At 43.7% G+C, this 23,767-nt stretch carries 26 protein-coding genes; 8 read left to right on the forward strand and 18 right to left on the reverse strand.

Going from position 1 to position 23,767, the window contains the following annotated elements; genetic code table 11:
- From pseI to AB4351_RS05055, 9 genes are all read right to left on the reverse strand, one after another.
- Nucleotides 1–1,050, reverse strand: a complete 1,050-nt coding sequence (pseI, locus tag AB4351_RS05015; RefSeq protein ID WP_372125256.1) for a pseudaminic acid synthase — start codon at nt 1,048–1,050, stop codon at nt 1–3.
- Complete coding sequence (pseH, locus tag AB4351_RS05020; RefSeq protein ID WP_372125258.1) at nt 1,043–1,600, reverse strand: UDP-4-amino-4,6-dideoxy-N-acetyl-beta-L-altrosamine N-acetyltransferase; 558 nt, start codon at nt 1,598–1,600, stop codon at nt 1,043–1,045. Before pseH ends, pseI begins: the two co-directional genes overlap by 8 nt.
- Nucleotides 1,581–2,651, reverse strand: coding sequence for a UDP-2,4-diacetamido-2,4,6-trideoxy-beta-L-altropyranose hydrolase (gene pseG, locus AB4351_RS05025; RefSeq protein ID WP_372125260.1), 1,071 nt, complete (start codon nt 2,649–2,651; stop codon nt 1,581–1,583). Before pseG ends, pseH begins: the two co-directional genes overlap by 20 nt.
- Nucleotides 2,652–2,654: 3 nt before the next feature.
- Nucleotides 2,655–3,344: a pseudaminic acid cytidylyltransferase gene (pseF, locus tag AB4351_RS05030; protein WP_016789203.1), complete on the reverse strand. Its 690-nt coding sequence runs from the start codon at nt 3,342–3,344 to the stop codon at nt 2,655–2,657.
- Nucleotides 3,344–4,519, reverse strand: a complete 1,176-nt coding sequence (pseC, locus tag AB4351_RS05035; protein ID WP_016797626.1) for a UDP-4-amino-4,6-dideoxy-N-acetyl-beta-L-altrosamine transaminase — start codon at nt 4,517–4,519, stop codon at nt 3,344–3,346. Before pseC ends, pseF begins: the two co-directional genes overlap by 1 nt.
- Nucleotides 4,516–5,529, reverse strand: coding sequence for a UDP-N-acetylglucosamine 4,6-dehydratase (inverting) (gene pseB / locus AB4351_RS05040; protein ID WP_372125262.1), 1,014 nt, complete (start codon nt 5,527–5,529; stop codon nt 4,516–4,518). The genes pseC and pseB overlap by 4 nt, the downstream gene beginning before the upstream one ends.
- Nucleotides 5,530–5,603: 74 nt before the next feature.
- Nucleotides 5,604–6,683, reverse strand: a complete 1,080-nt coding sequence (locus tag AB4351_RS05045) for a glycosyltransferase family 4 protein (protein ID WP_372125264.1) — start codon at nt 6,681–6,683, stop codon at nt 5,604–5,606.
- Nucleotides 6,684–6,700: 17 nt separating this feature from the next.
- Entirely contained in the window at nt 6,701–7,471 is a 771-nt protein-coding gene (locus AB4351_RS05050; RefSeq protein WP_372125266.1) for a glycosyltransferase family 2 protein, read from the reverse strand.
- A 21-nt stretch (nt 7,472–7,492) separates the two neighbouring features.
- Nucleotides 7,493–8,557, reverse strand: coding sequence for a CDP-glycerol glycerophosphotransferase family protein (locus AB4351_RS05055; RefSeq protein WP_372125268.1), 1,065 nt, complete (start codon nt 8,555–8,557; stop codon nt 7,493–7,495).
- A 102-nt stretch (nt 8,558–8,659) separates the two neighbouring features.
- Between AB4351_RS05055 and waaA the strand changes: the two genes are divergently transcribed.
- A complete protein-coding gene (gene waaA, locus AB4351_RS05060) occupies nt 8,660–9,922 on the forward strand; it encodes a lipid IV(A) 3-deoxy-D-manno-octulosonic acid transferase (RefSeq protein ID WP_372125270.1) in 1,263 nt (420 codons plus the stop codon).
- Between the two features lie 56 nt (nt 9,923–9,978).
- On the opposite strand, the gene AB4351_RS05065 is transcribed toward waaA, so the two are convergent.
- Nucleotides 9,979–10,692 (reverse strand): 3-deoxy-D-manno-octulosonic acid kinase, encoded by a 714-nt coding sequence (locus AB4351_RS05065; RefSeq protein ID WP_372125272.1) that lies wholly within the window; start codon nt 10,690–10,692, stop codon nt 9,979–9,981.
- A 96-nt stretch (nt 10,693–10,788) separates the two neighbouring features.
- Here AB4351_RS05065 and AB4351_RS05070 point away from each other — a divergent pair, with 96 nt between their 5' ends.
- Nucleotides 10,789–11,871: a glycosyltransferase family 9 protein gene (locus AB4351_RS05070; protein ID WP_017063093.1), complete on the forward strand. Its 1,083-nt coding sequence runs from the start codon at nt 10,789–10,791 to the stop codon at nt 11,869–11,871.
- Nucleotide 11,872: 1 nt separating this feature from the next.
- Entirely contained in the window at nt 11,873–12,355 is a 483-nt protein-coding gene (gene coaD, locus AB4351_RS05075; protein ID WP_371714009.1) for a pantetheine-phosphate adenylyltransferase, read from the forward strand.
- 70 nt (nt 12,356–12,425) lie between these two features.
- On the opposite strand, the gene AB4351_RS05080 is transcribed toward coaD, so the two are convergent.
- The 6 genes from AB4351_RS05080 to radC all read right to left on the reverse strand — a co-directional run bounded on the left by AB4351_RS05080 (nt 12,426) and on the right by radC (nt 16,445).
- Nucleotides 12,426–13,430 carry an NAD-dependent epimerase gene (locus tag AB4351_RS05080; protein ID WP_372125274.1) on the reverse strand — a complete coding sequence of 335 codons (1,005 nt, stop codon included), beginning with the start codon at nt 13,428–13,430 and terminating at the stop codon, nt 12,426–12,428.
- 90 nt (nt 13,431–13,520) lie between these two features.
- Nucleotides 13,521–14,330, reverse strand: coding sequence for a bifunctional DNA-formamidopyrimidine glycosylase/DNA-(apurinic or apyrimidinic site) lyase (gene mutM / locus AB4351_RS05085; protein ID WP_372125276.1), 810 nt, complete (start codon nt 14,328–14,330; stop codon nt 13,521–13,523).
- Between the two features lie 2 nt (nt 14,331–14,332).
- Nucleotides 14,333–14,857 (reverse strand): hypothetical protein, encoded by a 525-nt coding sequence (locus AB4351_RS05090; RefSeq protein ID WP_032546317.1) that lies wholly within the window; start codon nt 14,855–14,857, stop codon nt 14,333–14,335.
- Nucleotides 14,858–15,061: 204 nt separating this feature from the next.
- Nucleotides 15,062–15,229: a 50S ribosomal protein L33 gene (rpmG, locus tag AB4351_RS05095; protein WP_002535344.1), complete on the reverse strand. Its 168-nt coding sequence runs from the start codon at nt 15,227–15,229 to the stop codon at nt 15,062–15,064.
- Nucleotides 15,230–15,242: 13 nt separating this feature from the next.
- Nucleotides 15,243–15,479 carry a 50S ribosomal protein L28 gene (gene rpmB, locus AB4351_RS05100; protein ID WP_004728407.1) on the reverse strand — a complete coding sequence of 79 codons (237 nt, stop codon included), beginning with the start codon at nt 15,477–15,479 and terminating at the stop codon, nt 15,243–15,245.
- Between the two features lie 291 nt (nt 15,480–15,770).
- Nucleotides 15,771–16,445, reverse strand: a complete 675-nt coding sequence (radC, locus tag AB4351_RS05105; protein WP_017071069.1) for a DNA repair protein RadC — start codon at nt 16,443–16,445, stop codon at nt 15,771–15,773.
- A gap of 224 nt (nt 16,446–16,669) precedes the next feature.
- On the opposite strand from radC, the gene coaBC reads away from it, so the two are divergent.
- The 3 genes from coaBC (at nt 16,670) to lpxL (ending at nt 19,661) form a co-directional block, all read left to right on the forward strand.
- Nucleotides 16,670–17,911: a bifunctional phosphopantothenoylcysteine decarboxylase/phosphopantothenate--cysteine ligase CoaBC gene (coaBC, locus tag AB4351_RS05110; protein WP_065584549.1), complete on the forward strand. Its 1,242-nt coding sequence runs from the start codon at nt 16,670–16,672 to the stop codon at nt 17,909–17,911.
- 139 nt (nt 17,912–18,050) lie between these two features.
- Nucleotides 18,051–18,641, forward strand: a complete 591-nt coding sequence (gene slmA / locus AB4351_RS05115; protein WP_004741428.1) for a nucleoid occlusion factor SlmA — start codon at nt 18,051–18,053, stop codon at nt 18,639–18,641.
- Nucleotides 18,642–18,680: 39 nt separating this feature from the next.
- Nucleotides 18,681–19,661, forward strand: coding sequence for an LpxL/LpxP family Kdo(2)-lipid IV(A) lauroyl/palmitoleoyl acyltransferase (gene lpxL / locus AB4351_RS05120; RefSeq protein WP_017063085.1), 981 nt, complete (start codon nt 18,681–18,683; stop codon nt 19,659–19,661).
- 84 nt (nt 19,662–19,745) lie between these two features.
- Here lpxL and pyrE read toward each other — a convergent pair whose 3' ends face one another.
- Nucleotides 19,746–20,387, reverse strand: a complete 642-nt coding sequence (pyrE, locus tag AB4351_RS05125) for an orotate phosphoribosyltransferase (RefSeq protein WP_017059267.1) — start codon at nt 20,385–20,387, stop codon at nt 19,746–19,748.
- A gap of 107 nt (nt 20,388–20,494) precedes the next feature.
- On the reverse strand, nt 20,495–21,211 hold the full coding sequence (gene rph / locus AB4351_RS05130) for a ribonuclease PH (RefSeq protein ID WP_009847983.1): 717 nt from the start codon (nt 21,209–21,211) through the stop codon (nt 20,495–20,497).
- A gap of 248 nt (nt 21,212–21,459) precedes the next feature.
- Here rph and AB4351_RS05135 point away from each other — a divergent pair, with 248 nt between their 5' ends.
- A complete protein-coding gene (locus AB4351_RS05135) occupies nt 21,460–22,326 on the forward strand; it encodes a YicC/YloC family endoribonuclease (protein ID WP_017059268.1) in 867 nt (288 codons plus the stop codon).
- Between the two features lie 201 nt (nt 22,327–22,527).
- Entirely contained in the window at nt 22,528–23,748 is a 1,221-nt protein-coding gene (locus tag AB4351_RS05140; protein ID WP_372125278.1) for a tyrosine-type recombinase/integrase, read from the forward strand.
- The last annotated feature ends 19 nt before the right edge of the window (nt 23,749–23,767 follow it).

Raw genomic sequence — 23,767 nt, forward strand, 5'->3', positions numbered from 1 at the left:
TTATTTAAATAATCCAAAAGCTAAAGGGGTTCCTGCTTCTATATTGGATAAAGCTCTTTTTCCTATAACGTCTTCGTAGTGTCTTGGCGCTAAACCAAACCCAGGTCGGATGCTACGAACATTTTCAGGCACCAACAATTCACCTTTCGCTATGTCTTTTACTACATATAAAGATCGACGGAACTTAACATTACCTTTTTCAGCTTCTGTTCTTTCGTAGTTCACTTGCCCCATCGCTTGCCAAGCCGTTTTCGTGTCTTTACATAATGCAGCTAACTCATGAGGCTCAAGAGAAAAGCTATCATCTGCGCCACCACCGTTTCGATCCATCGTGACATGCTTTTCTATCAAACATGCACCTAGAGTCACCGAAGCAACCGCAGTAGCATTGTCAATCGTGTGATCAGAAAGGCCTGACAAGACTTCGAATCGTTGGGCTATATCGGCAATAGTTTTTAAATTGTACTGTTCAGCTGGTGCTGGATACCCACTTACACAGTGCAGTACAACTAATTCAGTACACCCATTGTCTCTTGCTGTTTTTACTGCTTCTGCAATCTCTTCCTCGTTGGCCATTCCGGTTGAAATAATCATCGGCTTACCAGTTTGAGCAACACGCTTGATCAAAGGTAAATCAACCACTTCGAAAGATGCTATTTTGTATGCGGGAGCGTCAAGTTCTTCCAATAGGTCTACAGCTGTGAAATCAAAAGGTGAGCTAAAGATTGTAATACCTAACTCTTTTGCTTTTTCAAACAAAGGCTTGTGCCATTCCCAAGGCATATGCGCTTCTTTATACAACTCATACAAAGTTTGGCCATCCCATAAACCGCCATGAATTTGAAACTCTTCCGAGTCACTATCCATAGTGATTGTTTCATGGGTATAGGTTTGAAGTTTAATCGCATCAGCACCTGCTTTTTTTGCTTCTTCCATAATCTGAAAAGCACGGTTTATATCGCCATTATGGTTAGCAGAAAGTTCAGCAATAATATATGGAGGACAATTTGGACCAATTTCTCGATTATCGATGTATATGTTTTTATTCATTCTCTTCGTATACTCTCAATTTATCTTTCATAAGGTTTCTAATACCTTTCCATTCATGTGAAAAGATACCCAAATGTACTACATCGTGATATTCAGTCCCATTGAAGAAAGCATCTCGATGAGTACCTTCAACTTTAAAGCCAAATTTGGAATGTAACTTCACTACCGGTTGATTAAAACCTAAAACCTCACAGCGTAATTTATGCAAATCTAATTCAGTAAATGCATGCTCTAGCGCTCGATATTCCATCAAAGAACCTGTGCCTCTTACCGCATTGGGCGATGCATAGAATGCCCAAGAAGCGATTCCAGGAATTCGATTTATATCAGTAAATCCAACAACACCTGCTGGCTCTCCATTTAACTCTGCTAGAAAATATTCTTTTGAACTATCCTTGCACATGCTAGAAAACCATGACTTGTGCTCATCCATAGTGATTTCATGAGAGGTGTACATATTTTTTCTAACATCTGGAGAGTTTCTCCAAGCGAGAATTTCTTCTAAATCACTTTCTTCAAGTAGCCTAAATTTAATCACTCTTTGTTTCACGACAAAAGCTCTCCATTGTTTGAGCGACCTTATTCGCACCAAAGCCATCAACTTCAAAATCACTAAAAGGTTTGATGTAATCCCACCTTTCACATAAACGCGCTAGCTCAATTGCATAAGTATCGGTACTCGTCGTTATACCTTCACCTAAGTATTCAACAAACCCTAAATCTGACAAGTAATTTGAAAGTAATACTTGATTCTCCGCTACGGAAACTATCGAGGCAGGAACCCTAAGACAAAACCGCTCCCAGTTACTTACTCCTGAGGCGCCAATTGCATATTTGCTATTACTTAAAGATAAATCAAAACTCTCTAAATTTTTGTATATAGAAACATTGCTATTTTGATTAAGCTTTATCAAAGCATCAAAACGAGGGTTGATTCTCCCCGTGATCAAAATAGTATTAAACGGGAGCCTCTTAAACTCATTTGCTGCAAGAATAAACTTCTCGCACTCATTTGTAGGATCTGTTCCACCAAAAAAAACTAAGAGTTGATTAGATATTGAATCTCGGGGCGAATCCCGCAATGTTGAAAAGCTCTCTCTTAAAAGAGCATATTCAGGACCAAGGAGCTTGGTAGCAGAACAATCCGAATATCTTTTTGAAATGTTCGGCCATAGGTTTTGGTCAAGAATAATATCACTACAGTGTTCACGGTTAAGGTCATCAATCGATAAAATAGCGCATGACAGCTTACCAATAATGATGCTTTCCCATTCATGGTCCAGCGCATAGTGATCCACAATCACCCACTCGGAATAATCAACTTTAGATAGAAAGTCATTTGCATCTTCTTCAACGCTACGTTGAAGCCAAGCTTTATAATCAGCGCTATGGGAGGGAGTCATTTGTAGGCAAGAGGGAGTCAGCTCTAACATGTCAAAGCCTCTATCGCGGATATATGTAATCATGTTCCCAGGCTGAGGCAAACATGCAAAGCATACAGAAAAACCTTTACTCTTTAATACATCAGCAAGCACCAAACAGCGCATAACATGGCCACTACCGATAAATAGTGACGCATCTACTCGGAAGGTAACCTTCATTGTTTATCCTAACCTCAATGCTGAAAAAAGAGATTCGGCCAGTTCCCAGTCTTCTTGGGTATCAATATCTTGAACGCGTTTTCTCGGCAAGAGCACGGCCTTAGAGTGGCTGGAAAACACCGATAGTTTATTCAGGAAAGCATCTTTACGACCCCAATAAAACTGGCCAGCATCGTGATACGCTTCTTCCAAGTCTTGTGATCTTACCTGTTCGTTCTCAGGCGAAAACATCGAAACATAGCCTTGCTCATCAAGCTTAATGGCACGCTGAATCGGAAAAGGAAACGATGTGGCACCAAATGTAAATTGCACACTATTTCCTCTAAGTAGCTCGTAGCCTTTCTGAAGATCTTCAGGTAAAACAAACGGAGCAGTGGCGTACAAACAACAAACATCACCAATATCCCAGCCATTATTAGCGCACCAAGTTATTGCATGGTGTATCACATCCATAGTGGTAGCATAGTCATCGGAGATATTTGAAGGCCGTAAAAATGGCACTTCAGCACCATACTTTATCGCTACCTCGGCTATCTCAGCATCATCAGTAGAGACAATAACCTTATCAAAACAATCCGAAGCAAGTGCAGCCTCGATTGAGTAAGCGATCATAGGTTTGCCATGAAAGTGCTTTATATTTTTACGAGGAATACGCTTGCTGCCACCACGTGCAGGAATAATAGCAACGTTCATTATTTACCTGTCAAAATTTCAGTTACTACACGAACAACGGTATTTTGCTGTTCTTCCGTCATACCATGGAACATTGGCAGTGAGATGGCTTCTTGATAGTAGCGTTCTGACTCAGGGAATTCCCCTTCAGTAAAGCCCATAGCTTGGTAATATGGCTGAGTATGCACAGGAATGTAATGCAAATTAACACCGATACCATTTTCACGCAGGGCGTCAAACACTTGTTTATGAGTTAATGATATCTCATCCAACTTCAAACGAATTACGAATAAATGCAAACCTGAGTATGTGTTTTCAAGTTGATAAGGAAGTACCAAGGGTAATTCAGATAACATTTGATTATAACGCTTAGACAACACATGGCGCGCCGCAACAAATTCATCAAGACGTTGCATTTGCGTGACACCCAACGCCGCTTGAAGTTCTGTCATGCGGTAGTTGAAACCTAAATCAACCTGTTGGTAATACCAGCCACCATGAGAAGCTTCCGTCATCATTTCAGGATCTCGTGTAATACCATGACTGCGCAAGAGAGCCATTTTATCCGCTAGCTCTTTCTGGTTCGTTAATGCAGCACCACCTTCAGCCGTTGTGACAATTTTTACAGGGTGAAAACTGAACACTGTAATATCAGAATACTTACAATTACCGATTGGTTGTTCATGATATTGACCACCAATAGCATGAGAAGCATCTTCAATGACTTTAAAGCCATATTCTTTGGCTAGCTTAGCAATGGATTCCATATCACAAGGCTGACCACATAAGTGAACAGGAACTACGACTTTAGGTAGAGTTCCTGTAGCTTTAGCAGTAATTAGCTTTTGCTCTAGCTTTTTAGGGCACATGTTATAAGTTGCTGAATCAATATCAACAAAGTCCACTTTAGCTCCGCAATAAAGACCACAGTTTGCAGACGCAACAAAAGTAACAGGCGTTGTCCACAACCAGTCACCTTCCCCCAAACCTAAAGCCAAACAAGCGATATGCAGAGCCGAGGTTGCACTATTCACTGCTAACGCGTACTGAGCACCAGTATGTTCTGTTAACGCTTTTTCAAACGCAGGAACTTGTGGCCCCTGAGTTAGAAAATCAGATTTAAGGACATCAACTACACTATCAATGTCTTGCTGACTGATATCTTGCTTGCCGTATGGAATCACTGTTCTACTCACACTGTAAATTTAGGATCAACATGTTCTTTGATTAGGTCACGTAGACCTTCAATCGTTTCCCACTCAGTATTGGTGCCTGAGTTGTATTTAAAACCAAAAGGCACTTTCTCAGCCTTATGGTGATTCATGTACTCATCTTCTGTGTATGTAAAAGAGACAGAAGGAAGGATCGCGTAATAACGACCTAAATCAATCGTATTGAGAGAATCAGTATCAGTGATCATTTCTTCATGAAGTTTTTCTCCTGGGCGAATGCCAACAACCATCGTTGCCATGCCCGGCGCAATAGCTTCAGCGATGTCTAGAATTTTGTACGAAGGGATCTTAGGAATAAAGATCTCACCACCCAAATGGTTTTCAAGTGCATACATGACCATATTCACGCCATCTTGAAGAGAAATATTAAAACGCGTCATCTCTTCATGTGTAATTGGCAGTACACCTTCTTCTTTTTTCTGCATAAAGAATGGAATAACTGAACCACGAGAGCCCATAACATTGCCGTAACGTACGACACTGAAACGAATGTCTTTTGAGCCTTTAATATTGTTCGCAGCGGCAAATAGCTTATCCGATGCAAGTTTCGTAGCACCATATAAGTTAATTGGTGCACATGCCTTATCGGTCGAGAGAGCAACGACATCTTTCACACCACACGCAAGAGCTGCACTAATCACATTCTCTGCGCCATCAATATTGGTGCGAATACATTCAGTCGGATTGTACTCAGCAGTGTCTACTTGTTTGATCGCAGCGGCGTGGATAATGACATCAACACCTTCACACGCTTGAATCATACGATTACGATCACGCACATCGCCAATAAAGAAGCGCAGTTGAGGGAAATCCTTAGCTGGGTATTGTTGCTTGATTTCAAACTGTTTTAGTTCATCACGAGAAAAAATGATGATTTTCTTTACATCTTGGTAACGTTCTAAAATCGTTTTAATGAACTGTTTACCAAATGAACCTGTGCCACCTGTAATTAATACTGTTTTGTTATTTAGCATATTCAACTACTCTATTATGTCTTTTATATTCTTAGTCTGTAGACTCAGAATTTTAAATTCAAATTAATTTCTAACTACCTGGCTAGTAGTTTCTCAAAAAACTCCAAATGCTTCTTCACTGTCACTCGTGAACTAAAGCTTTCATCTAGGCGCTTCTTAGCCGCTTCACTCATTGTTGTGCACTTTGCCTTATCTTGTGCGAGCTTGTCCATAGCCACCCCTAACGCCTTGGCGTCACCAGTCGGGACAATATAACCAGTCTCGCCATCTACAACGAGTTCAGGAGCGCCACCGGTAGTTGTCACTACTGAGGTTGTGCCATTTGCCATCGCTTCGACAATCGTGCGTGGTAGCCCTTCTCCGCTAATCGATGGCTGAACTTGAAAATCAGCCATACACATGATTGAAGGGATGTCAGTACGATGACCAATGTAGTGAATACGCTCACTCATAGGACTTGCTTTCATCTCATCAAAATGAGGCTCGTAGCCGCTGCCCGCTAAGATCAAATGGAAGTTCGGTGCAGTAATGTATTTGGTCGCCTCAAGTAAAACAGATATACCTTTACTTGGCCTTACATGCGCTGCAGTAATCGCGACTACATCATCTTCATTCAAACCAAACTCAGAGCGCTCAGTTGGTGGCACTTTATACCAATCCAATTCATGCCCTTTGTATATGGTAACAACGTTATCTTTGTTCTTCCAAACGCGCTTCACCACATCTTGTCGAACCGCTTCAGAAACACATACTATGCCGTCTACACGAGGGTGAAGTTGCGTTAAATAAGCACTAGGGTCATGTCGATATAACCCTCCGGTTGTACCTCGATAAACGACTAATTTAACGTTAAAGCCAATACACGCAAACGCGGCATTGGGGATCGTCTTAGAGTTAAAAGCATAGCAGATGTCGTAATCATGCGTTTTCAGCTCGTGGCGAATCTTTTTAATGGTATCAAAACAAATTTTACGCTTTGGATAACCATCAACGACTCGAATGCCGCACTCTTCTAACTTTGAGAGATGCTCAGACTCACCTTGGGTCATGATAGTGACTTGGTGACCTTGACGCGCAAGCTCAATAAAGATCGCGGCTTCAGGGCGTAAACTGTTCCATGCATGTAAGTAAGATGCACAAACTAAAATCTTCATCTATTGGGCCCCATTTACTAATATTCTGAGCAATTTTCAATAATCCACAAGCCAACATGCTTGTTAAAATTCACTTGTGCATAGGTCATTGCCACAATAAATCCAACACTACCATCTAAAAAACCACGACGAATGACATAGATTAAAAAGAAAGTCCAAATAGCACGTAACAAAGCCACCAATAAACCTGAGCTCTTCTTTCCTTTTCGGTGATACTTCTGAGAGCCAAGCCACGCATATTTTGCAGCCTTATCTAGGCCATGCCCATAATCTCGATGAGTATAGTGGAGCAAATAGCCTTTCAGAATACCTGTCGTCCCTTGTCCCGGTACAACAGTTTCATGCACTTCATCCAACGTATAACGAGAGCCCTCTCTTTTGAAGAGTCTCAGCACAGCACGAGCACTTCGACCATGCTTAAGCGTTGTTCCATAGAGCGTCACTCCCCAAGGAAGTTTATACGCGGTATGCTTGATTTGATCTTGCTTTAACAACTCAATAAGAGCCTTGCTCATTTCAGGGTCTAGAGCTTCATCAGCATCGATTGATAACACCCAATCACATGTCGCTTTATCTAACGCTCGTTGTTTTTGTTTGCCAAAACCAGGCCAATCAGTGATAGTCACGTTGTCTGTATATTTTCTACATATATCAACCGTTGCATCCGTTGAACCGCTATCTAATACAATAATTTCATCAGCAATATCCACTACCGACTTTAAACATACTTCAACACGGTCTTCTTCATTTTTTGTAATTAAAATAACGGATAGTGAGTGCTTTCTCATAACAGTTCTCTTTCGATAGTTTTAAAAGTTCCAGTGCCCTAGCACTTTCCTCATTTTATATTGTCTTAACAAGTTGAGCGGTTTACTCTTCAAGTGTGAGGTACCTTTATCGAGCAAAGCGTTAGTTGCACCTAATACTCGTAGACTAGATTCACCATCATTATACGGATGAATAAACTGACAGTATGCCTCTACCTCTTCCATTAAATTACTTGGTCGTGACAACGCCAATTCTAAAGTCCCTTCAACTTCACACTTCTCCTTAATATTTAACAAGTGAGACTTAGGACTTTGATTATTAAAAGTTACGACTGGTTTATGTTGAAGTAAAAACATTAACAACACCGAAGATGTATCACACAGCATAACATCTGCTGCTTGAAGTAATGGAATGACGTTATCTGTTTCTACAAAGGTTAGGTTTTCACTTTCAAGGGACTTATACATATCCACAATTTCTGTCGACATTTTAGGGTGAAATTGTACGAACCAACGCCACTTCCCGCTTTGTGACATACGCTTCACTTCTTCATACAAATGAGGGGCACACGTGAGATTACGTGAAAACGTCGAGCACATTAGAACGATAGGGCGAGAATCGTCATTATTTAAGTATGGATTTTCATTATGTTGTGAAAACAATGGGTCCAACATTGGCCAGCCAGTTTCTTCAACGTCAAAAAAGCCATGCTTCGCTTTTAGATCCAAAAATGGTGCCGTTGTTTGAGGGCCTTGGGTGCAATACATATCAAAGCACCCGCGAATTTCAAAATGATCTTCTCTGCCACGTCGATTGAGCTTTCCAGAATTAAAACCATGGAAAACCCCAATTTTAACGCCGGGGATAAAACTAGGAACGACATTACCCGGTACAAATACAGCATCAGGATTCCATTTATTCACCTCGGCAATACTGTTTAATTGAACCTCGTCATGCAATAGAAACCTATCATCAACTTCATTCCCCTCTAAGAACCAACGCACTTCCCCTTGATGTTCCAAGATTACTTTTTGTAAAGGGCGCAAGATTGCATATGAATAATTTTGTGATATGTACATCAAATAGCGACGTTTTTGGCAGTTCACAGTTTATCCCTTTAATGCCTGTTTTCTAAAATCACATTCTAACTTAAGATAGAGTTAATCTACGATGTTTCTTCGTTTTACTCTCAAAGTTTTTATATTCTTATGCTTATACGACTTATATACACTCTTATATTGTCATTGGCCTCTCCACTACTCCTCTATGGGCTTTATAAGAGCAAACCCGGCAAACCAAGTTTCGGCAAGCGCTGGAAAGAGCATTTCGGTATCACACCGCAAGTTCAAGGTAAAAGCCCTATCTGGATTCATGCGGTGTCGGTGGGTGAATCTATTGCTGCGATACCTATTATCAAGCAATTGAAGCAGAGAGAACCAAATCAAGCCATCATTGTTACCACGACAACCAGCACAGGTGCTGAGCAAATAGACAAGCTGGGTGATTTGGTCGAACATCGCTACATGCCGATTGATTTTTCTTGGTGTGTACGAGGCTTCCTTAAATCAGTAAAACCAAAGCAAATATTGATTATGGAAACAGAGCTTTGGCCAAACACGTTACATTACGTTGCGAAAGCCGGAATACCGATTTCGGTACTCAACGCTCGCCTATCTGAACGATCGTGCCTGCGTTATGCTAAATTCCAATCTGTCTTTAACCTTCTAGCGAAAAACCTTTCTCAAGTGCTCTGTCAATATCCTAGTGATGCAGAACGTTTTGTAAGGCTAGGATTAGATAAAGCATCAGTGCATGTGACTGGCTCCATCAAGTTTGATATTGAGGTCTCTTCTGAGCAGGTTGAAAAAGGCAAAGCGCTACGTGAAACAATTGGCTCTGAGCGCTGTGTATGGATAGCGGCCAGCACTCACCGAGGCGAAGATGAGATTATCTTAGACGCTCATAAGCAGCTTCTAAAGGACCACCCAACTGCGTTACTCGTTATTGTTCCTCGCCATCCTGAGCGATTTAGTCAAGTCACTGAGTTGGCTAAGCAGCACCAGTTCAATACCATCACTCGAACGAGCCAACATCCCATCGCCTCTGATATTGAAGTCTATATAGCGGATACGATGGGAGAAATGTTAGTACTACTCGGTGGTGCTGATGTGTGTTTTATGGGAGGAAGCCTTGTAGGCGATAAGGTAGGTGGCCACAATCTTCTAGAACCAGCAGCTCTACAGCTACCCTTACTGAATGGCCCTAGCTACTTTAATTTTAGCGAGATCACAGACAAACTACTTGAAGCTCAAGCTGTCACTATTTGTCAAAACAGTAATGAAATTGCAGGCCAGCTAAGAGAGCTATTCTCTCAGCCTGACTTGCGTAAAAACAGAGGCTTAGCGGCTTATCAAGTGGTTGATCAGAACCGAGGGGCGTTGGATAAAACCTTGGCATACATTCTTAATTAATGACCATTCTTAGCTAATGGCCTTCTTAGCTAGTCACCACTCTTAACTAACAGCAACTAACCTTGGTAGCCTTGCAATAACGGTTCCCAATCCTGCTCTTGCCATTGAATCTGGCGCTTGTTTACTTCTTTTAAGAACGAGCGCTTTAAGCGATTCAAGTTACCTTCTTTCCACTCATCACCCACTTGATGCCCACACTTATCAAAATCAATGATCCACACCATTTGCGAGTCATCAAGTAAGATATTATGAATGTTGAGATCGGTATGATTAACCCCAGCATCATGCATCTTGCGTACCTCTTGGCCAATTCGACGATAAACATCCGCATCTATTGGATCAGAAACCAAGACATCAACCAGATCTTTCGCATTGGGAATCCGTTCCGACATCAGATCAGCACGATAAAATAGTCCGCTTTTAATGGCTCTAGCAGCAATGGGCTTCGGTACATTCACACCTGCGTTTGCCAATGCTTTGAGAACATTAAGCTCCATTGCACAGCGCGTACTTTCCCAATCAGAGAAACGATATTGGTCTTCGACTAGCTTCCCAAACAATCCGCCACGGCGATAATGGCGCAATGCGGCCTGTATTCCATCAAGCTGAATGAACCATGTGGTACCGCGTCCTTGAGCACTGCCTGAAATGGCGTCTTGTTGCTGCCAATATTCAGCCTCAAAAATCTGAGCGATATCGCCCTCTGGTACCTGAGCCAAAAGTTCAGGGTCGTACCAAATTGTTTGGTTCTTGGTGCTAATCGTTTCCATCTATGAGGCCTTTGGGTCGCTTTTCGTCATTGCTATTTTACAACTAATGCGAGTATCTGCATAATTCTGATGTTATTCACTTTTTTCGGGCACTTTATGTCACTGTTCTCAACTGCACCTCAATCTCTTTGCATACTTCGCCTCTCCGCGATTGGCGATGTTTGTCATGCTATTTCTGTGGTTCAAGCCATCCAGAAGCAGTGGCCTGAAACGAAAATCACTTGGATAACGGGCAAAATAGAAGCCATGCTGATCGGCGATCTACCCGGTATTGAGGTGATTGTTTTCGATAAGAAACAAGGCTTCAAAGGAATGCGTGAATTATGGCGTCAGCTATCTGATCGTAAATTTGATGCACTTCTGCATATGCAAGCCGCACTCAGAGCCAGCGTGCTATCTTGGGGGATAAAGGCGAAGTGCAAAGTGGGATTTGGCAAAAACCGTACTCGTGAAATGCAGTCACTCTTTACCAACCACCATCTACCTATTTCAGATAAGTTTCATGTGTTGGATAACTTTGCCGAATTTGCTCGCTACATTGGTGCCCCCTTCGATAAGCCTCAATGGGATATCCCTTTAACACCTGAAGATGAACAACTCGCAATTAGCACCATGGCAGACAAGCCGACCTTGGTTATCTCCCCAGCTGCAAGCAAAGATTCACGCAATTGGTTAACTGAGCGATATGCAGCTATTGCTGATTATGCTGTCGAACAAGGCATGCAAGTGGTGTTATGTGGTTCTCCGGCACCAAGAGAAGTTAACCTTGGTAGCGACATCGAAAAATTATGCCAGTCGCCAGTAACCAACTTGATTGGAAAAACGAACTTGAAGCAACTGACTGCCGTACTGAAACATGCAACGGTGGTATTGGCACCTGATACTGGCCCAGCCCACTTGGCAACTACGCAGTCAACGCCTGTAATCGGCTTGTACGCACACAGCGACCCTCGTAGAACAGGACCTTACAACGATCTCGATATCGTAGTGAGTGTTTATCAACAGCACGTAGAAGCACAACAAGGTAAACCAGTCGCAGACCTTCCATGGGGAACCCGTGCTAAAGGCGATGACCTGATGAAAGACATCACACTCGATATGGTAAAGCAGCAACTCGATAAGGCCTTAAACTCTAGTAAAGCACCGAATTCGAACACTACATTAAGCAAGGACAGCTAAAATGAGCACACACGTTATTTATCCAGGAACTTTTGATCCGGTGACCAATGGCCACCTTGATATCATTGTTCGTGCCGCTAGCATGTTTGACCATATCACTGTTGGAGTAGCAGCGAGCCCAAGTAAAAAAACCATGTTTGAGTTAGATGAACGTGTAGAGTTGTTACGTGATGCGGTGTCTCATTTACCTAACGTGTCTGTAGAGGGATTTTCGGGGTTACTGGTCGATTTTGCTAAACAGCAGCAAGCAAACGTATTAGTACGTGGTCTAAGAACAACCATGGACTTTGAGTACGAGTTTGGTCTCACTAGCATGTATCGTAAGCTCCTACCTGGCCTTGAAAGCGTATTTCTGACCCCTTCAGAAGAGTATGCTTTCCTCTCTTCAACCATTGTTCGTGAAGTCGCTATACACGGAGGGGATATTAGCCAGTTTGTACCTCAAAAAGTAGCAAACGAAATCACAATAAAAACAGCCAAATAATTCTCTTTATCTACTCCGAAAAACAAAAATAGCGCTCATTGAGCGCTATTTTTATAAGAGAAACTAACTCTTATAGTGAGTAGTAAGCCTTATACCAATCCGCAAAAGCTTTCGCGCCTTCTTGGATCTTCACTTGAGGTTTATAACCAACCGCTTCAAACAAATCTTCCGTATCAGCGTAAGTCGCGTACACATCACCTGGTTGCATTGGCATGAAGTTCTTTTTCGCTTCAACACCTAGAGCACCTTCTAAGGCTTCGATGTAGTCCATTAATTTAACTGGGCTACCATGACCGATGTTAAACACTCGGTATGGTGCTGAACTGGTTGCTGGTGAGCCTTGCTCTACTGTCCAATCTGGCTGTTTAGCTGGAACTCGGTCTTGCACACGAATAATACCTTCAACAATATCATCGATATAAGTGAAGTCACGCATCATGTCGCCGTTGTTATAAATGTCGATTTCTTTGCCCGCTACGATTAGATTCGCAAACTTGAACATCGCCATATCAGGGCGACTCCAAGGGCCGTAAACCGTAAAGAAGCGAAGACCTGTCGTTGGTACGTCGTATAAATGAGAATAGGTATGCGCCATCAACTCATTCGACTTCTTAGTCGCGGCGTACAGTGAAATCGGGTGATCAACACTGTCTGCTGTATGGAATGGCATTTTTTGATTCAAGCCATAAACGGAACTCGATGAAGCATAAACGAGGTGTTCAACCTTATTATGGCGACAACCTTCAAGAATAGCTAAGTGACCGACAAGGTTGCTATCGGCATACGCCATTGGGTTATCAATTGAGTAACGAACGCCAGCTTGCGCCGCTAAGTGAATCACGCGGTCAAACTTTTGCTGTGCGAAAAGCTCAGCGATACCTTCTCTATCAGCGAGATCCAGCTCGATAAAGGTCAGGTTTTCATGTTCGATACGTTTAAGGCGGTCATGCTTTAAAGAGACTTCGTAGTAGTCATTCAAGTTATCAATACCGACAACCTCATGGCCTGCTGCGCATAGTCGCTCTGACACTGCAGATCCGATAAAACCGGCAACGCCAGTTACTAAATATTTCATTCTACTATTCTCAATTCATATCATTAATGTAATTGTAGCGACTAGCACTTATATCTACTAGCAGTAAAAAGTGAACGCGCGTTCAGTTTTTTATACTTGGCACTCTTCGCAAAAAAACGTATTTCTTTGCCCTATTTTCAATTCTTGAATCAGAGCTTCACAGCTTGGGCACTTTTCACCCGCTTTCCCATACACTTGCAGCTCTTGGGCGAAATACCCCGGTTTGCCATCTGCTTGTGCGAAATCTTTTAGCGTAGTACCGCCTTGTTTAATGGCGGTGGCGAGCACTTGTTTGATCTCTTTGGTCAACAAGACCCACTCTTGTTTTGTCACTTTGCTTGCAGGGCGCAAAGGGCTAATACGTGAAGCAAATAGCGCTTCATTGGCATAGATATTACCCACACCAACCACCACTTTGTTGTCCATGATGAACTGCTTGACTGCGACTTTACGCTTTTCTGCTTTCTCAGCGATGTAATCAGCGTTAAAGTCGTCCGTTAACGGCTCAGGACCAGAACCAAGCAACACAGAGTGGACTTCATCAGGCGCCGACCACAACCAAGCGCCAAAGCGGCGAGGGTCGTTGTAGCGCAATACTTTGCCATTGGTGAGCTTAAGATCCACGTGATCGTGCTTGGCTGCTGGAAAGTCAGCGTCTAATACGCGTAGTGAGCCAGACATACCAAGGTGAACAATGGCAGTGCCAGTATCCGTTTCAATCAATAGGTACTTTGCACGGCGCGAGATGGAGCGAATCATCTGCCCTTCTAATGCTTTTAACTCTTGTGGGATATCCCAACGCAGCTTGGGCGTGCGAAAAGTAAGAGTTTTAATGGTCTCACCGACTAAATGAGGCGAGATCCCCATTCTGCTTACTTCGACTTCGGGTAATTCAGGCATAGTTAGTCGTCCGATTTAGAGGAGTGGTTAGCGTTAAAGCTTGGAAACAGGTAGCTCTCTTCAATAGACACCGCCAACCACTGATCATTCCAGTTTTTTAACAACCAGAACTCAGGCAATTGATAATAGGTAATACGCTGGGGCTCTTCTTGGTCTTGATACCATACTTCGATGGTGTGTGGTGTATTTAACCGAGGCGTAAGGTCTGTGTAGGTCTGTGAGTCGACTTCCGTGCCCACAAGCTCTTTCCAACGTTGTGACAGCTCTTGTGCATTGGTGGCTTGAGGAAAGTCAGTATCTTCGAACTGGTAAACCCATTGATTATCTTGTTGAATGACAGACCACTTAGCAAAGTGTAACGCTTGAAGCTTTGCTGTTGGGTTCAGGAGATAAGGATAAGGGCTATCAACCTGCGGTTCAGGCTCGATAAGGTACGCTTTGATCAATGTTGGAAGGTTTAACACGCCAATAAAAGCGATCACACTGAACATGAGTATGTTGTTCCACCGGCGTCCACGATATCTCATCTGATTCTGCTCATCTAACCTATTGAACATTCAGTATATCGTGAAAGTGGCAATACTTTCTATGTTGTACAGATTTCTATCTATCAGAGGCTATATCAAGCAAGAATAATTGAGTTCCTCAAATTGTAGATATAAAAAAACCCAGCGATTAAACTGGGTTTTTCAATTCTTTCTTCTACTGAAGAAGAGCAAAAAAAGCATCAATTACTTGATTTTAGCTTCTTTGTACATAACGTGTTGGCGAACTACTGGATCAAACTTTTTGATCTCAAATTTGCCTGGCATGTTACGCTTGTTCTTATCAGTTGTGTAGAAGTGACCAGTACCTGCAGAAGATACTAGACGAATTTTCTCACGAATGCCTTTAGCCATTGCTTAATTCCTCTTAAACGTTTTCGCCACGTGCACGGATATCAACAAGAACAGCATCGATGCCTTTCTTATCAATGATACGCATGCCTTTAGCAGTTAGACGTAGTTTAACAAAACGTTTTTCGCTCTCTACCCAGAAACGATGAGTTTGTAGGTTCGGCAGAAAACGGCGCTTAGTAGCATTGCGTGCGTGTGAACGGTTGTTACCCGTTACTGGACGCTTACCAGTTACTTGGCATACTCGGGACATGAATGTCTTCTCCAATCGTTTCAGCTCGATATCAACCTTGGTGGCCGAACCTCTCTATCAATTAAAATAGAAGGTAAAAACCGTTATGGAAAATCCATACAAGGCTATCAAAGGTCGCGCATTATACTAACTTGACACGCATTGCTCAAGACCCGAACAGATCCTTTTTACGGATTTCGTGATCTTTTTTTGTGCAGCGCAGCTTGCTTGAGTAATCAGAGCTGATTTTAGGTCTAAAAATGTGGCCGGAATAATAGCAGATTTAACGCAACTAACAACCTAAAATGTGATTCAAATCCATCCACGCTCTGCAAAAGAGACAACTTCGCCATCTCCAACGACAAAATGGTCGAGAACTCGGATGTCCACCAGCGCTAATGCGTCGGTCAATCGGCGTGTAATCCTCCTATCCGCTTGGCTGGGCTCCGCGACACCCGAAGGATGGTTATGAGCCAAGATTAATGCCGCCGCATTGTGATGAAGTGCCCGTTTAACCACTTCCCGTGGGTAAACCGATGCGGCATCGATGGTTCCTTCAAACATAACTTCGTCTTTGATTACCCTATTTTGGTTATCGAGGAACAATATATAGAAGGCTTCTCGCTGGCGATCACGCAACATGCTCGAAAGATAAAGCTTAGTATGACTAGGGCTAGTGAGTGCATCTCCGCGAGATAACGTCTCTGCTAGATAGCGCTGTGTCATCTCTAACACAGCCTGTAATTGAACATACTTGGCCTGCCCCATCCCTTTATGGGCACAAAATTCTTCCTGCGTTGCTGAAAAAAGATGACGGAGCGAGCCAAAGTCTTTGATCAACTTGTCAGCAAGTTCCAACACGTTCATTCCTTGTGTCCCTGTTCGCAGAAATATCGCGAGCAATTCCGCATCACTCAAAGAATCAGGCCCTCTATTTAACAACTTTTCTCTCGGCATCGATTCGGCAGGTATTTTATCTATTGGCATATAAAAGCTAATCACTAGTCATGAACACGACCCACCACCTTAATGAGATCGTAATCGGAGATCCTTCGGTAGAGATAAAAGGAAACGAGTCACTAGCAAAACCGTGTAATTGATAAGTTTGATAACACCAACTTGATGAGCGTCAAATCTGTTCTAATTCTGCTTCTAGGCACTAATCCTTTGTTCTGATATCGTAAGTCCCAGAGAAATTAAGGAACAGAATCATGCAAACATTGGTTAATCAACTGGATAACGCTGACCTACAAGGCCTAGCTGGGAAAAAAATCCTACTTGGCATTAGTGGTGGTATCGCTGCGTATAAATGTGCCGAACTGACTCGACGCTTAATTGAACGTGGGGCGCAAGTACAAGTCGTGATGACAAATGCAGCCAAGGAGTTCATCACTCCTCTCACTATGCAAGCCGTCTCTGGAAGGCCGGTGTCTGATAGTTTGCTTGATCCTGCTGCTGAGGCTTCCATGGGGCACATCGAGCTCGCAAAGTGGGCTGATTTGGTATTACTAGCGCCAGCAACCGCAGACCTGATTGCTCGTATGACAGCGGGCATGGGTAACGACCTACTGACCACTTTGGTTCTAGCAACCGATGCGCCAGTTGCGGTATCTCCGGCAATGAACCAACAAATGTACAGCCACCCTGCGACTCAAGAGAACATTGCGACACTAAAACGTCGTGGTTGTGAAGTTTGGGGGCCAGCGGCTGGCGAACAAGCGTGTGGTGATGTGGGAATGGGTCGCATGCTAGAGCCTATGCAGCTCGTGCATCGCTGTGAAGACTTCTTCCAACCTAAACCTCTTGCTGGTCGCTCTGTGTTAATCACGGCGGGTCCAACTCGTGAAGCCATTGACCCTGTGCGTTACATTACCAACCACAGCTCGGGCAAGATGGGCTATGCACTGGCTGAAGCAGCCGCGAAACAAGGCGCAACAGTGACTCTAATCAGCGGCCCTGTTTCATTAGCAACGCCAAATAAAGTTAATCGTATTGATGTCGACAGCGCACAACAGATGTTTGATGCCGTTACTGCTAACGCTTCTCAACACGATATTTTCATCAGCTGCGCCGCAGTTGCCGATTACCGTCCTGAGACCATTGCAGACCAAAAGCTTAAAAAGGTCGACGGTAAAGACGACATGACCATTCAAATGGTTAAAAACCCAGATATTGTCGCTTCTGTCGCTTCAATGACCGAAGGTCGCCCATTTACTGTCGGCTTCGCAGCAGAAACTCAAGATGTTGAGAAGTACGCACGCGGTAAACTGGAAAGAAAGAACCTCGATATGATCTGCGCCAACGACGTCTCAGTTGAAGGCCAAGGCTTCAATAGCAGTAGCAATGAGCTGCACCTTTATTGGAAAGGCGGCGATAAATCTCTGCCACTGGAAAGCAAAGACACACTTGGTTTCCAGATCCTCGATCAGATCCAACAGCTTATTAATGTATAAACGCACAAATTTGCTCTGATAATCTGCTGACACCTCTCGATTCTGTTGACCTAGGGCTTACAAAACTAGGAAACAGAATTGAATGGTGTTTATAATCCTTCTTCACTCAATCCTCATCTTTAGGAAAGGAAGTAAATAGATGGCTGGTACTCGAAAATCAAACCGTCGTGAAGAAATCCTACAAGCTCTCGCACAAATGTTGGAATCGACCGAAGGTGCTTCTCGTATCACAACGGTAAAGTTGGCCAAGCAAGTGGGTGTTTCTGAAGCTGCGTTATACCGCCACTTCCCAAGCAAAGCCCGCATGTTTGAAGGCCTGATCGAGTTCATTGAAGAAGCGTTGATGTCTCGAATCAACCGTATTCTGGATGAAGAGAAAGACACGCTAGAGCGCATACGCCTAGTACTACAACTTATCTTAGTTTTCTCAGAACGTAACCCAGGCCTGACTCGAATTTTATCTGGTCATGCTCTAATGTTTGAAAATGAACGCCTGCGTGATCGCATCAACCAACTTTTCGAACGCATTGAGACGCAACTTCGCCAGATCCTGCGTGAAAGAAAGCTTCGTGAAGGGAAATCATTCCCGGTTGATGAGAAAATCTTAGCCGCTCAACTGCTCGGTCAAGTTGAAGGCAGCTTGAATCGATTTGTTCGCTCAGACTTCAAATATCAACCAACAGAAAACTTTGATGCTTATTGGGCACTGCTAAGCGCTCAGATTAAGTAGCAATCAAATTAAGTGGCAATCAAATCTTAAGTGATGGTTATGACGACGAAAACTTCTTCAGCAAACGGCACAGCACAACACGTGATTACTAAGCCGCCTTTTACTCTAGCTCTACTTCACCCTAAATATTGGGGTGTATGGTTTGGTTTTGGGTTATTGGCGCTTATTGTTAACGTTCTCCCTTATCGCCTCTTACTGCTGTTAGGCCGATCGTTAGGCTCTTTGGGTGCTCGCTATGGTAAAAAGCGCGTCGCGGTAGCAACACGTAACTTGGAGCTCGCCTTCCCAGACAAGCCAGCAGATGAAGTCGCGGCAATGGTCAGTGAGAACTTTAAGAACACAGGTATGGCACTCATCGAAACCGGCATTACCTGGTTCTGGCCAACGTGGCGTTTCAAGCGAATCCTAGTAGATAAAGACACCCAAACACTGCGTACACATAAAGCCAACGGTAAAGGTGTTCTTCTATGCTGTGTGCATGCCTTAAACCTAGAGATCACTGCGCGAGCAATGGCTGTTCTCGGTATTTCTGGTTTAGGTGTTTATCGCCCGCACAACAATCCGGCTTATGAATTCATTCAATACCGTGGTCGTACTCAAAACGGCAACCGCCTAATTCACCGTAAAGACGTGAAGCGTATGATTCGAATCCTGCGTCAAGGTGAGATCCTTTTCTACCTACCGGATCATGATTACGGTCGTAACAAGTCTGTGTTTGTGCCTTTCTTCGCAGTAGAAGATGCATGTACTACAACAGGCACTAGTATTCTGGCTTATACGAGCCGATGCGCACTTGTTCCGGGTTCTGGTTTTAGAAATGCCGATGGCAAGTATGAGATCATGGCCGATGAATCGATCGAAGATGACTATCCACAGAAAGATGAGAAAGCGGCTGCCGCCTACATGAACCGCTACCTTGAGAAGATTATCTTAAGAGCACCAGAACAGTGGATGTGGCTGCACAAGCGCTTTAAGACCATGGAAGACCCAGAAGTGGAGCGCGGCATTCGTTATAAATAATGAATACTGAATACTGAACCAAAAGAAAAGGGGCTGATGAATCATCAGCCCCTTGTGCATCCTATAGTCTAATTACGAGTAGTATTAGATGCCGTATTGAGCGCGGTACGCTTTTACTGACTCTAGATGTGCTGCGTCTGTGCCTTTCTCTTCAAGGAAAGTCACCAAGTCAGTCAGGCTAACGATTGAGATAATCGCACAACCGAAGTCACGCTCAACTTCTTGAATCGCAGACAGTTCGCCTTTGCCCTTCTCTTGACGGTCGATAGCAACAAGCACGCCCGCTAAATCAGCGCCATTTGCTTGGATGATTTCCATCGACTCACGAATCGCAGTACCTGCAGTGATCACGTCGTCCACTAACATGATGCGACCTTCAAGCGCGCTACCGACAAGGTTGCCACCTTCACCGTGGTTTTTCGCTTCTTTACGGTTGAAGCAGTAAGGCGTGTCTACATCGTGGTGATCCGCTAGTGCAACCGCTGTCGTCGTTGCAATTGGGATACCTTTGTATGCAGGACCAAATAGTACATCAAACTCAATGCCAGAATCAGCCAATGCTGCTGCGTAGAAGCGACCTAAGCGCGCTAGGTCACGACCTGTATTAAACAATCCAGCATTGAAGAAGTAAGGGCTCTTGCGGCCAGACTTTAAAGTAAACTCACCAAACTTAAGTACTTCTTTCTCTAGTGCAAATTCAATAAATTCACGTTGATATGCTTTCATGCTCATCCTCTATGTTTACTCAATAAAACTTAACTTACGCCCTGTACCACCCTTTCAGGTTTTACAGACAAAAAAATAGCCCCCAAATTGGGAGCTATTAAAAATGACTAGTCGGCCAACGCAGCTTTCTGCGCTTCGACGATATCGGCAATGCCCTTATTAGCCAGGGCTAAAAGCTGCATCAGCTCTTCGTGGCTGAACGGTTCGCCTTCTGCGGTACCTTGAATCTCAATCATCTTACCGTCTTCCGTCATTACAACGTTCATGTCGGTATCGGCTGCTGAGTCTTCAACGTACTCAAGGTCACACAGTGCTTGTGCACCAACGATGCCCACTGAAACTGCCGCTACGTGGCCTTTCATTGGGTTCTTTTTCAGTTTGCCGCTTGCTAGTAGGCTGTTGATAGCATCAGCCATTGCAACGCTTGCACCTGAGATAGAAGCAGTACGAGTACCGCCGTCTGCTTGGATAACATCACAATCGACAGTGATCATAATTTCACCCATTACTTTCAGGTCAACAACAGCACGTAGGCTACGAGCGATCAGACGTTGGATTTCCATCGTACGACCACCTTGCTTGCCGCTCGCCGCTTCACGACGGTTACGAGTGTGCGTTGCACGTGGCAGCATGCCGTATTCAGCCGTTACCCAACCCTTTCCTTGGCCTTTTAACCAACGCGGTACGTTTTCTTCTACCGTCGCATTACATAGAACTTTAGTGTTGCCGAACTCAACTAATACAGAACCTTCAGCATAAGCTGTGTAGTTACGAGTAATTTTAATTGGACGAATTTGATCTACAGCGCGGTCATTTGGACGCATTGGTATCTACCTTATTAACAGTCTGAAGTGATTTACTATCGAAAGAGTGCATCACCTAAGAAAGGGGTGAGACAGTTTTGATTGGGGCAAGATTATATAGCAGTTTATCGTGCAAATCTATTTACCGTTCAAAGCTATTTATCACGAAAGGCTATTTACAGTGAAAAGCGACAGGCTTCGAGAGCACACCATATCGTGATACTATGCGTGCGCGTTATTTTCAGAATGATAAAAGACAGGAAAATTCGATGATTTATAGTATGACCGCGTACGCACGCAAAGAAGTAAAAGGCGATTGGGGCAGCGCAGTATGGGAAATCCGTAGTGTAAACCAACGCTACCTAGAAACTTACTTCCGTATGCCTGAACAGTTCCGTGGTTTAGAGCCAATCTTGCGTGAGCGTTTCCGTAAGCGTCTTGCACGCGGTAAGGTTGAATGTAACCTACGCTTTGAAGCAAACCCTGCTGCAAAGGGCGAACTAAGCATTAACGAAGGTTTGGCTCAGCAAGTAATCAATGCTGCGAACCAAGTAATGACGATGACAGGTGAAGACAGCCGTTTGAACCCATTCCAAGTCATGAATTGGCCTGGTGTGATGGAAACGCCAGAGCAAGACATGGATGCCATCAACAAAGACCTACTTGAAGCATTCAACGATGCTATCGCAGAGTTCATTGATGCTCGTGCTCGTGAAGGTGAGAACATGAAGGCGCTAATCGTACAGCGCTTAGATGCAATCACTGAAGAAGTAGTGAAAGTTCGTGCACGCATGCCTGAGATCCTAGAGTGGCAACGTGAGCGTCTTCTTACCAAATTTGAAGATGCGAAAATCGAACTTGAAGGTTCTCGTGTTGAGCAAGAGCTTATCCTACTTGCGCAGAAGTCAGACGTAGCAGAAGAGCTAGACCGTCTAGATTCTCACGTGAAAGAAGCAAATGCAGTACTGAAGAAAGGTGGCGCTTGTGGCCGTAAGCTAGACTTCATGATGCAAGAGTTCAACCGTGAGTCAAACACGCTAGCGTCTAAGTCTATCAGCACAGACATCACAGCATCAGGCGTAGAGCTTAAGGTTCTTATCGAACAGATGCGTGAGCAGATCCAGAATATTGAATAATAGTTATACCTGTATTTACGTGCATTCAAATAATTAAAATACAACAACTTAGGCAACAACACTTTCCATCACCGTATGCTTTAATACGCCATTAACCACCACTAACTGGTGGTTAATGCGGTGGGTATGATAGACTCACTGCAAAGGTAAGTGGTGGGTAAAGCAATATCCACCAAAATCATGCACTATTTGAGGTGGGTTATGGCTAAGTTATCAGTTAAGAAAGTAGAAGCGCTCATTAAGGCTGGTGGCGAGAAAACACAGCGCCATGCTGATGGTGAGGGCTTATACCTAGTGGTGCCAACGTCAGGTACTGCAAGCTGGATGCTACGCTTTACCTCTAATAAAAAGCGCCGTGAAATGACGCTTGGTAAAGTTAAAGACCTTACTTTAGCTAATGCCCGTCTCGAAGCTGCGACTAAGATGAAGCAAGTCCGTGAAGGCTTCGATCCCCTCTTGCAACGCAAACGTGCCGAACAAGAAAGCATTAAAACTGTTAATGACTTATTTGAAGATTGGTACCCAACCTTAGTTAAACGCCTCAAGCACCCTAATATCCCCAAGCGTGTTTACACCAAAGATATCGCCCCACACATAGGCGACATCCCTCTCGATAAAATTACCGCACGAGATATTCGCTCAACAATCACTGCGATTAATGACTCTGGTCGTCCAACTATCGCCAATGACGCTCTAGGCCACTGTAAGCAGTTGTTTAATCACGGGATTAAGCTTGACCTTCTTCAAGGTAATCCAGCCTCTGCATTTACTGTGAGGGACGCTGGCGGCATAGAGCAAAGTAAAGATCGCTTCTTGACTGAAGATGAACTAAAGCAGTTCTTTAGTATCGCTAGAGAGAACAGCACTAACTTTAGCCGCGATAACTACCTAGCTTGTGCATTATTGGTTTGTTTAGGTGTGCGTAAATCTGAATTGTGTGAAGCTAAATGGGAAGAGTTTGAGCTAGAGAATGGCTTATGGCACTTACCGAAGGAGCGTAGTAAAACCAATGTGGGTTTTACTATTCCATTAGCACCAGAAGTGTTGGAGTGGCTTGAGGAATTAAAGGTAAGAGGTTTTGGTTCAGAGTATGTGTTACCTAGCCGACGAGCCAGCAAGAGCCCTCACATGGGCCCCGACACGCTTAACAGAGCGATTACTAAGCTATTTGGTCATGAAGCTGGTAAAAAGAAACAACCACCTAATTTGATGGGTGACATGCCGCACTTTACTGTACATGACCTACGCCGCACTTGCCGTACGCTACTGGCAAAACAAGGCACCCCCGGCCATGTGGCCGAGAGATGCTTGAATCACAAGTTAAAAGGTGTTGAAGGTATTTATGATCAGTATGACTATTTGGAAGAGCGGAGAGATGCGTTAATTCAACTAGCTGAAAGCATTCAAAAGCTGATGCCATAGATGAGGATGCAATCACATC

The sequence above is a fragment of the Vibrio sp. 10N.261.51.F11 genome (assembly GCF_041471665.1).
Classification (GTDB): Bacteria; Pseudomonadota; Gammaproteobacteria; order Enterobacterales; family Vibrionaceae; genus Vibrio; species Vibrio crassostreae_C.

Excerpts from the sequence above, each read along its gene's own strand:
- AB4351_RS05070 (WP_017063093.1), top strand. The coding sequence starts at position 10,789 with ATGTCACTGTTCTCAACTGCACCTCAATCTCTTTGCATACTTCGCCTC.
- waaA (WP_372125270.1), top strand. The coding sequence starts at position 8,660 with ATGCTTATACGACTTATATACACTCTTATATTGTCATTGGCCTCTCCA.
- rpmB (WP_004728407.1), bottom strand. The coding sequence starts at position 15,479 with ATGTCCCGAGTATGCCAAGTAACTGGTAAGCGTCCAGTAACGGGTAAC.
- radC (WP_017071069.1), bottom strand. The coding sequence starts at position 16,445 with ATGCCAATAGATAAAATACCTGCCGAATCGATGCCGAGAGAAAAGTTG.
- pseF (WP_016789203.1), bottom strand. The coding sequence starts at position 3,344 with ATGAACGTTGCTATTATTCCTGCACGTGGTGGCAGCAAGCGTATTCCT.
- AB4351_RS05140 (WP_372125278.1), top strand. The coding sequence starts at position 22,528 with ATGGCTAAGTTATCAGTTAAGAAAGTAGAAGCGCTCATTAAGGCTGGT.
- rph (WP_009847983.1), bottom strand. The coding sequence starts at position 21,211 with ATGCGTCCAAATGACCGCGCTGTAGATCAAATTCGTCCAATTAAAATT.
- AB4351_RS05065 (WP_372125272.1), bottom strand. The coding sequence starts at position 10,692 with ATGGAAACGATTAGCACCAAGAACCAAACAATTTGGTACGACCCTGAA.
- AB4351_RS05045 (WP_372125264.1), bottom strand. The coding sequence starts at position 6,683 with ATGAAGATTTTAGTTTGTGCATCTTACTTACATGCATGGAACAGTTTA.
- lpxL (WP_017063085.1), top strand. The coding sequence starts at position 18,681 with ATGACGACGAAAACTTCTTCAGCAAACGGCACAGCACAACACGTGATT.
- AB4351_RS05050 (WP_372125266.1), bottom strand. The coding sequence starts at position 7,471 with ATGAGAAAGCACTCACTATCCGTTATTTTAATTACAAAAAATGAAGAA.
- pseI (WP_372125256.1), bottom strand. The coding sequence starts at position 1,050 with ATGAATAAAAACATATACATCGATAATCGAGAAATTGGTCCAAATTGT.
- AB4351_RS05135 (WP_017059268.1), top strand. The coding sequence starts at position 21,460 with ATGATTTATAGTATGACCGCGTACGCACGCAAAGAAGTAAAAGGCGAT.
- pyrE (WP_017059267.1), bottom strand. The coding sequence starts at position 20,387 with ATGAAAGCATATCAACGTGAATTTATTGAATTTGCACTAGAGAAAGAA.
- AB4351_RS05080 (WP_372125274.1), bottom strand. The coding sequence starts at position 13,430 with ATGAAATATTTAGTAACTGGCGTTGCCGGTTTTATCGGATCTGCAGTG.
- pseB (WP_372125262.1), bottom strand. The coding sequence starts at position 5,529 with ATGCTAAATAACAAAACAGTATTAATTACAGGTGGCACAGGTTCATTT.
- coaD (WP_371714009.1), top strand. The coding sequence starts at position 11,873 with ATGAGCACACACGTTATTTATCCAGGAACTTTTGATCCGGTGACCAAT.
- AB4351_RS05090 (WP_032546317.1), bottom strand. The coding sequence starts at position 14,857 with ATGAGATATCGTGGACGCCGGTGGAACAACATACTCATGTTCAGTGTG.
- coaBC (WP_065584549.1), top strand. The coding sequence starts at position 16,670 with ATGCAAACATTGGTTAATCAACTGGATAACGCTGACCTACAAGGCCTA.
- slmA (WP_004741428.1), top strand. The coding sequence starts at position 18,051 with ATGGCTGGTACTCGAAAATCAAACCGTCGTGAAGAAATCCTACAAGCT.
- pseG (WP_372125260.1), bottom strand. The coding sequence starts at position 2,651 with ATGAAGGTTACCTTCCGAGTAGATGCGTCACTATTTATCGGTAGTGGC.
- rpmG (WP_002535344.1), bottom strand. The coding sequence starts at position 15,229 with ATGGCTAAAGGCATTCGTGAGAAAATTCGTCTAGTATCTTCTGCAGGT.
- mutM (WP_372125276.1), bottom strand. The coding sequence starts at position 14,330 with ATGCCTGAATTACCCGAAGTCGAAGTAAGCAGAATGGGGATCTCGCCT.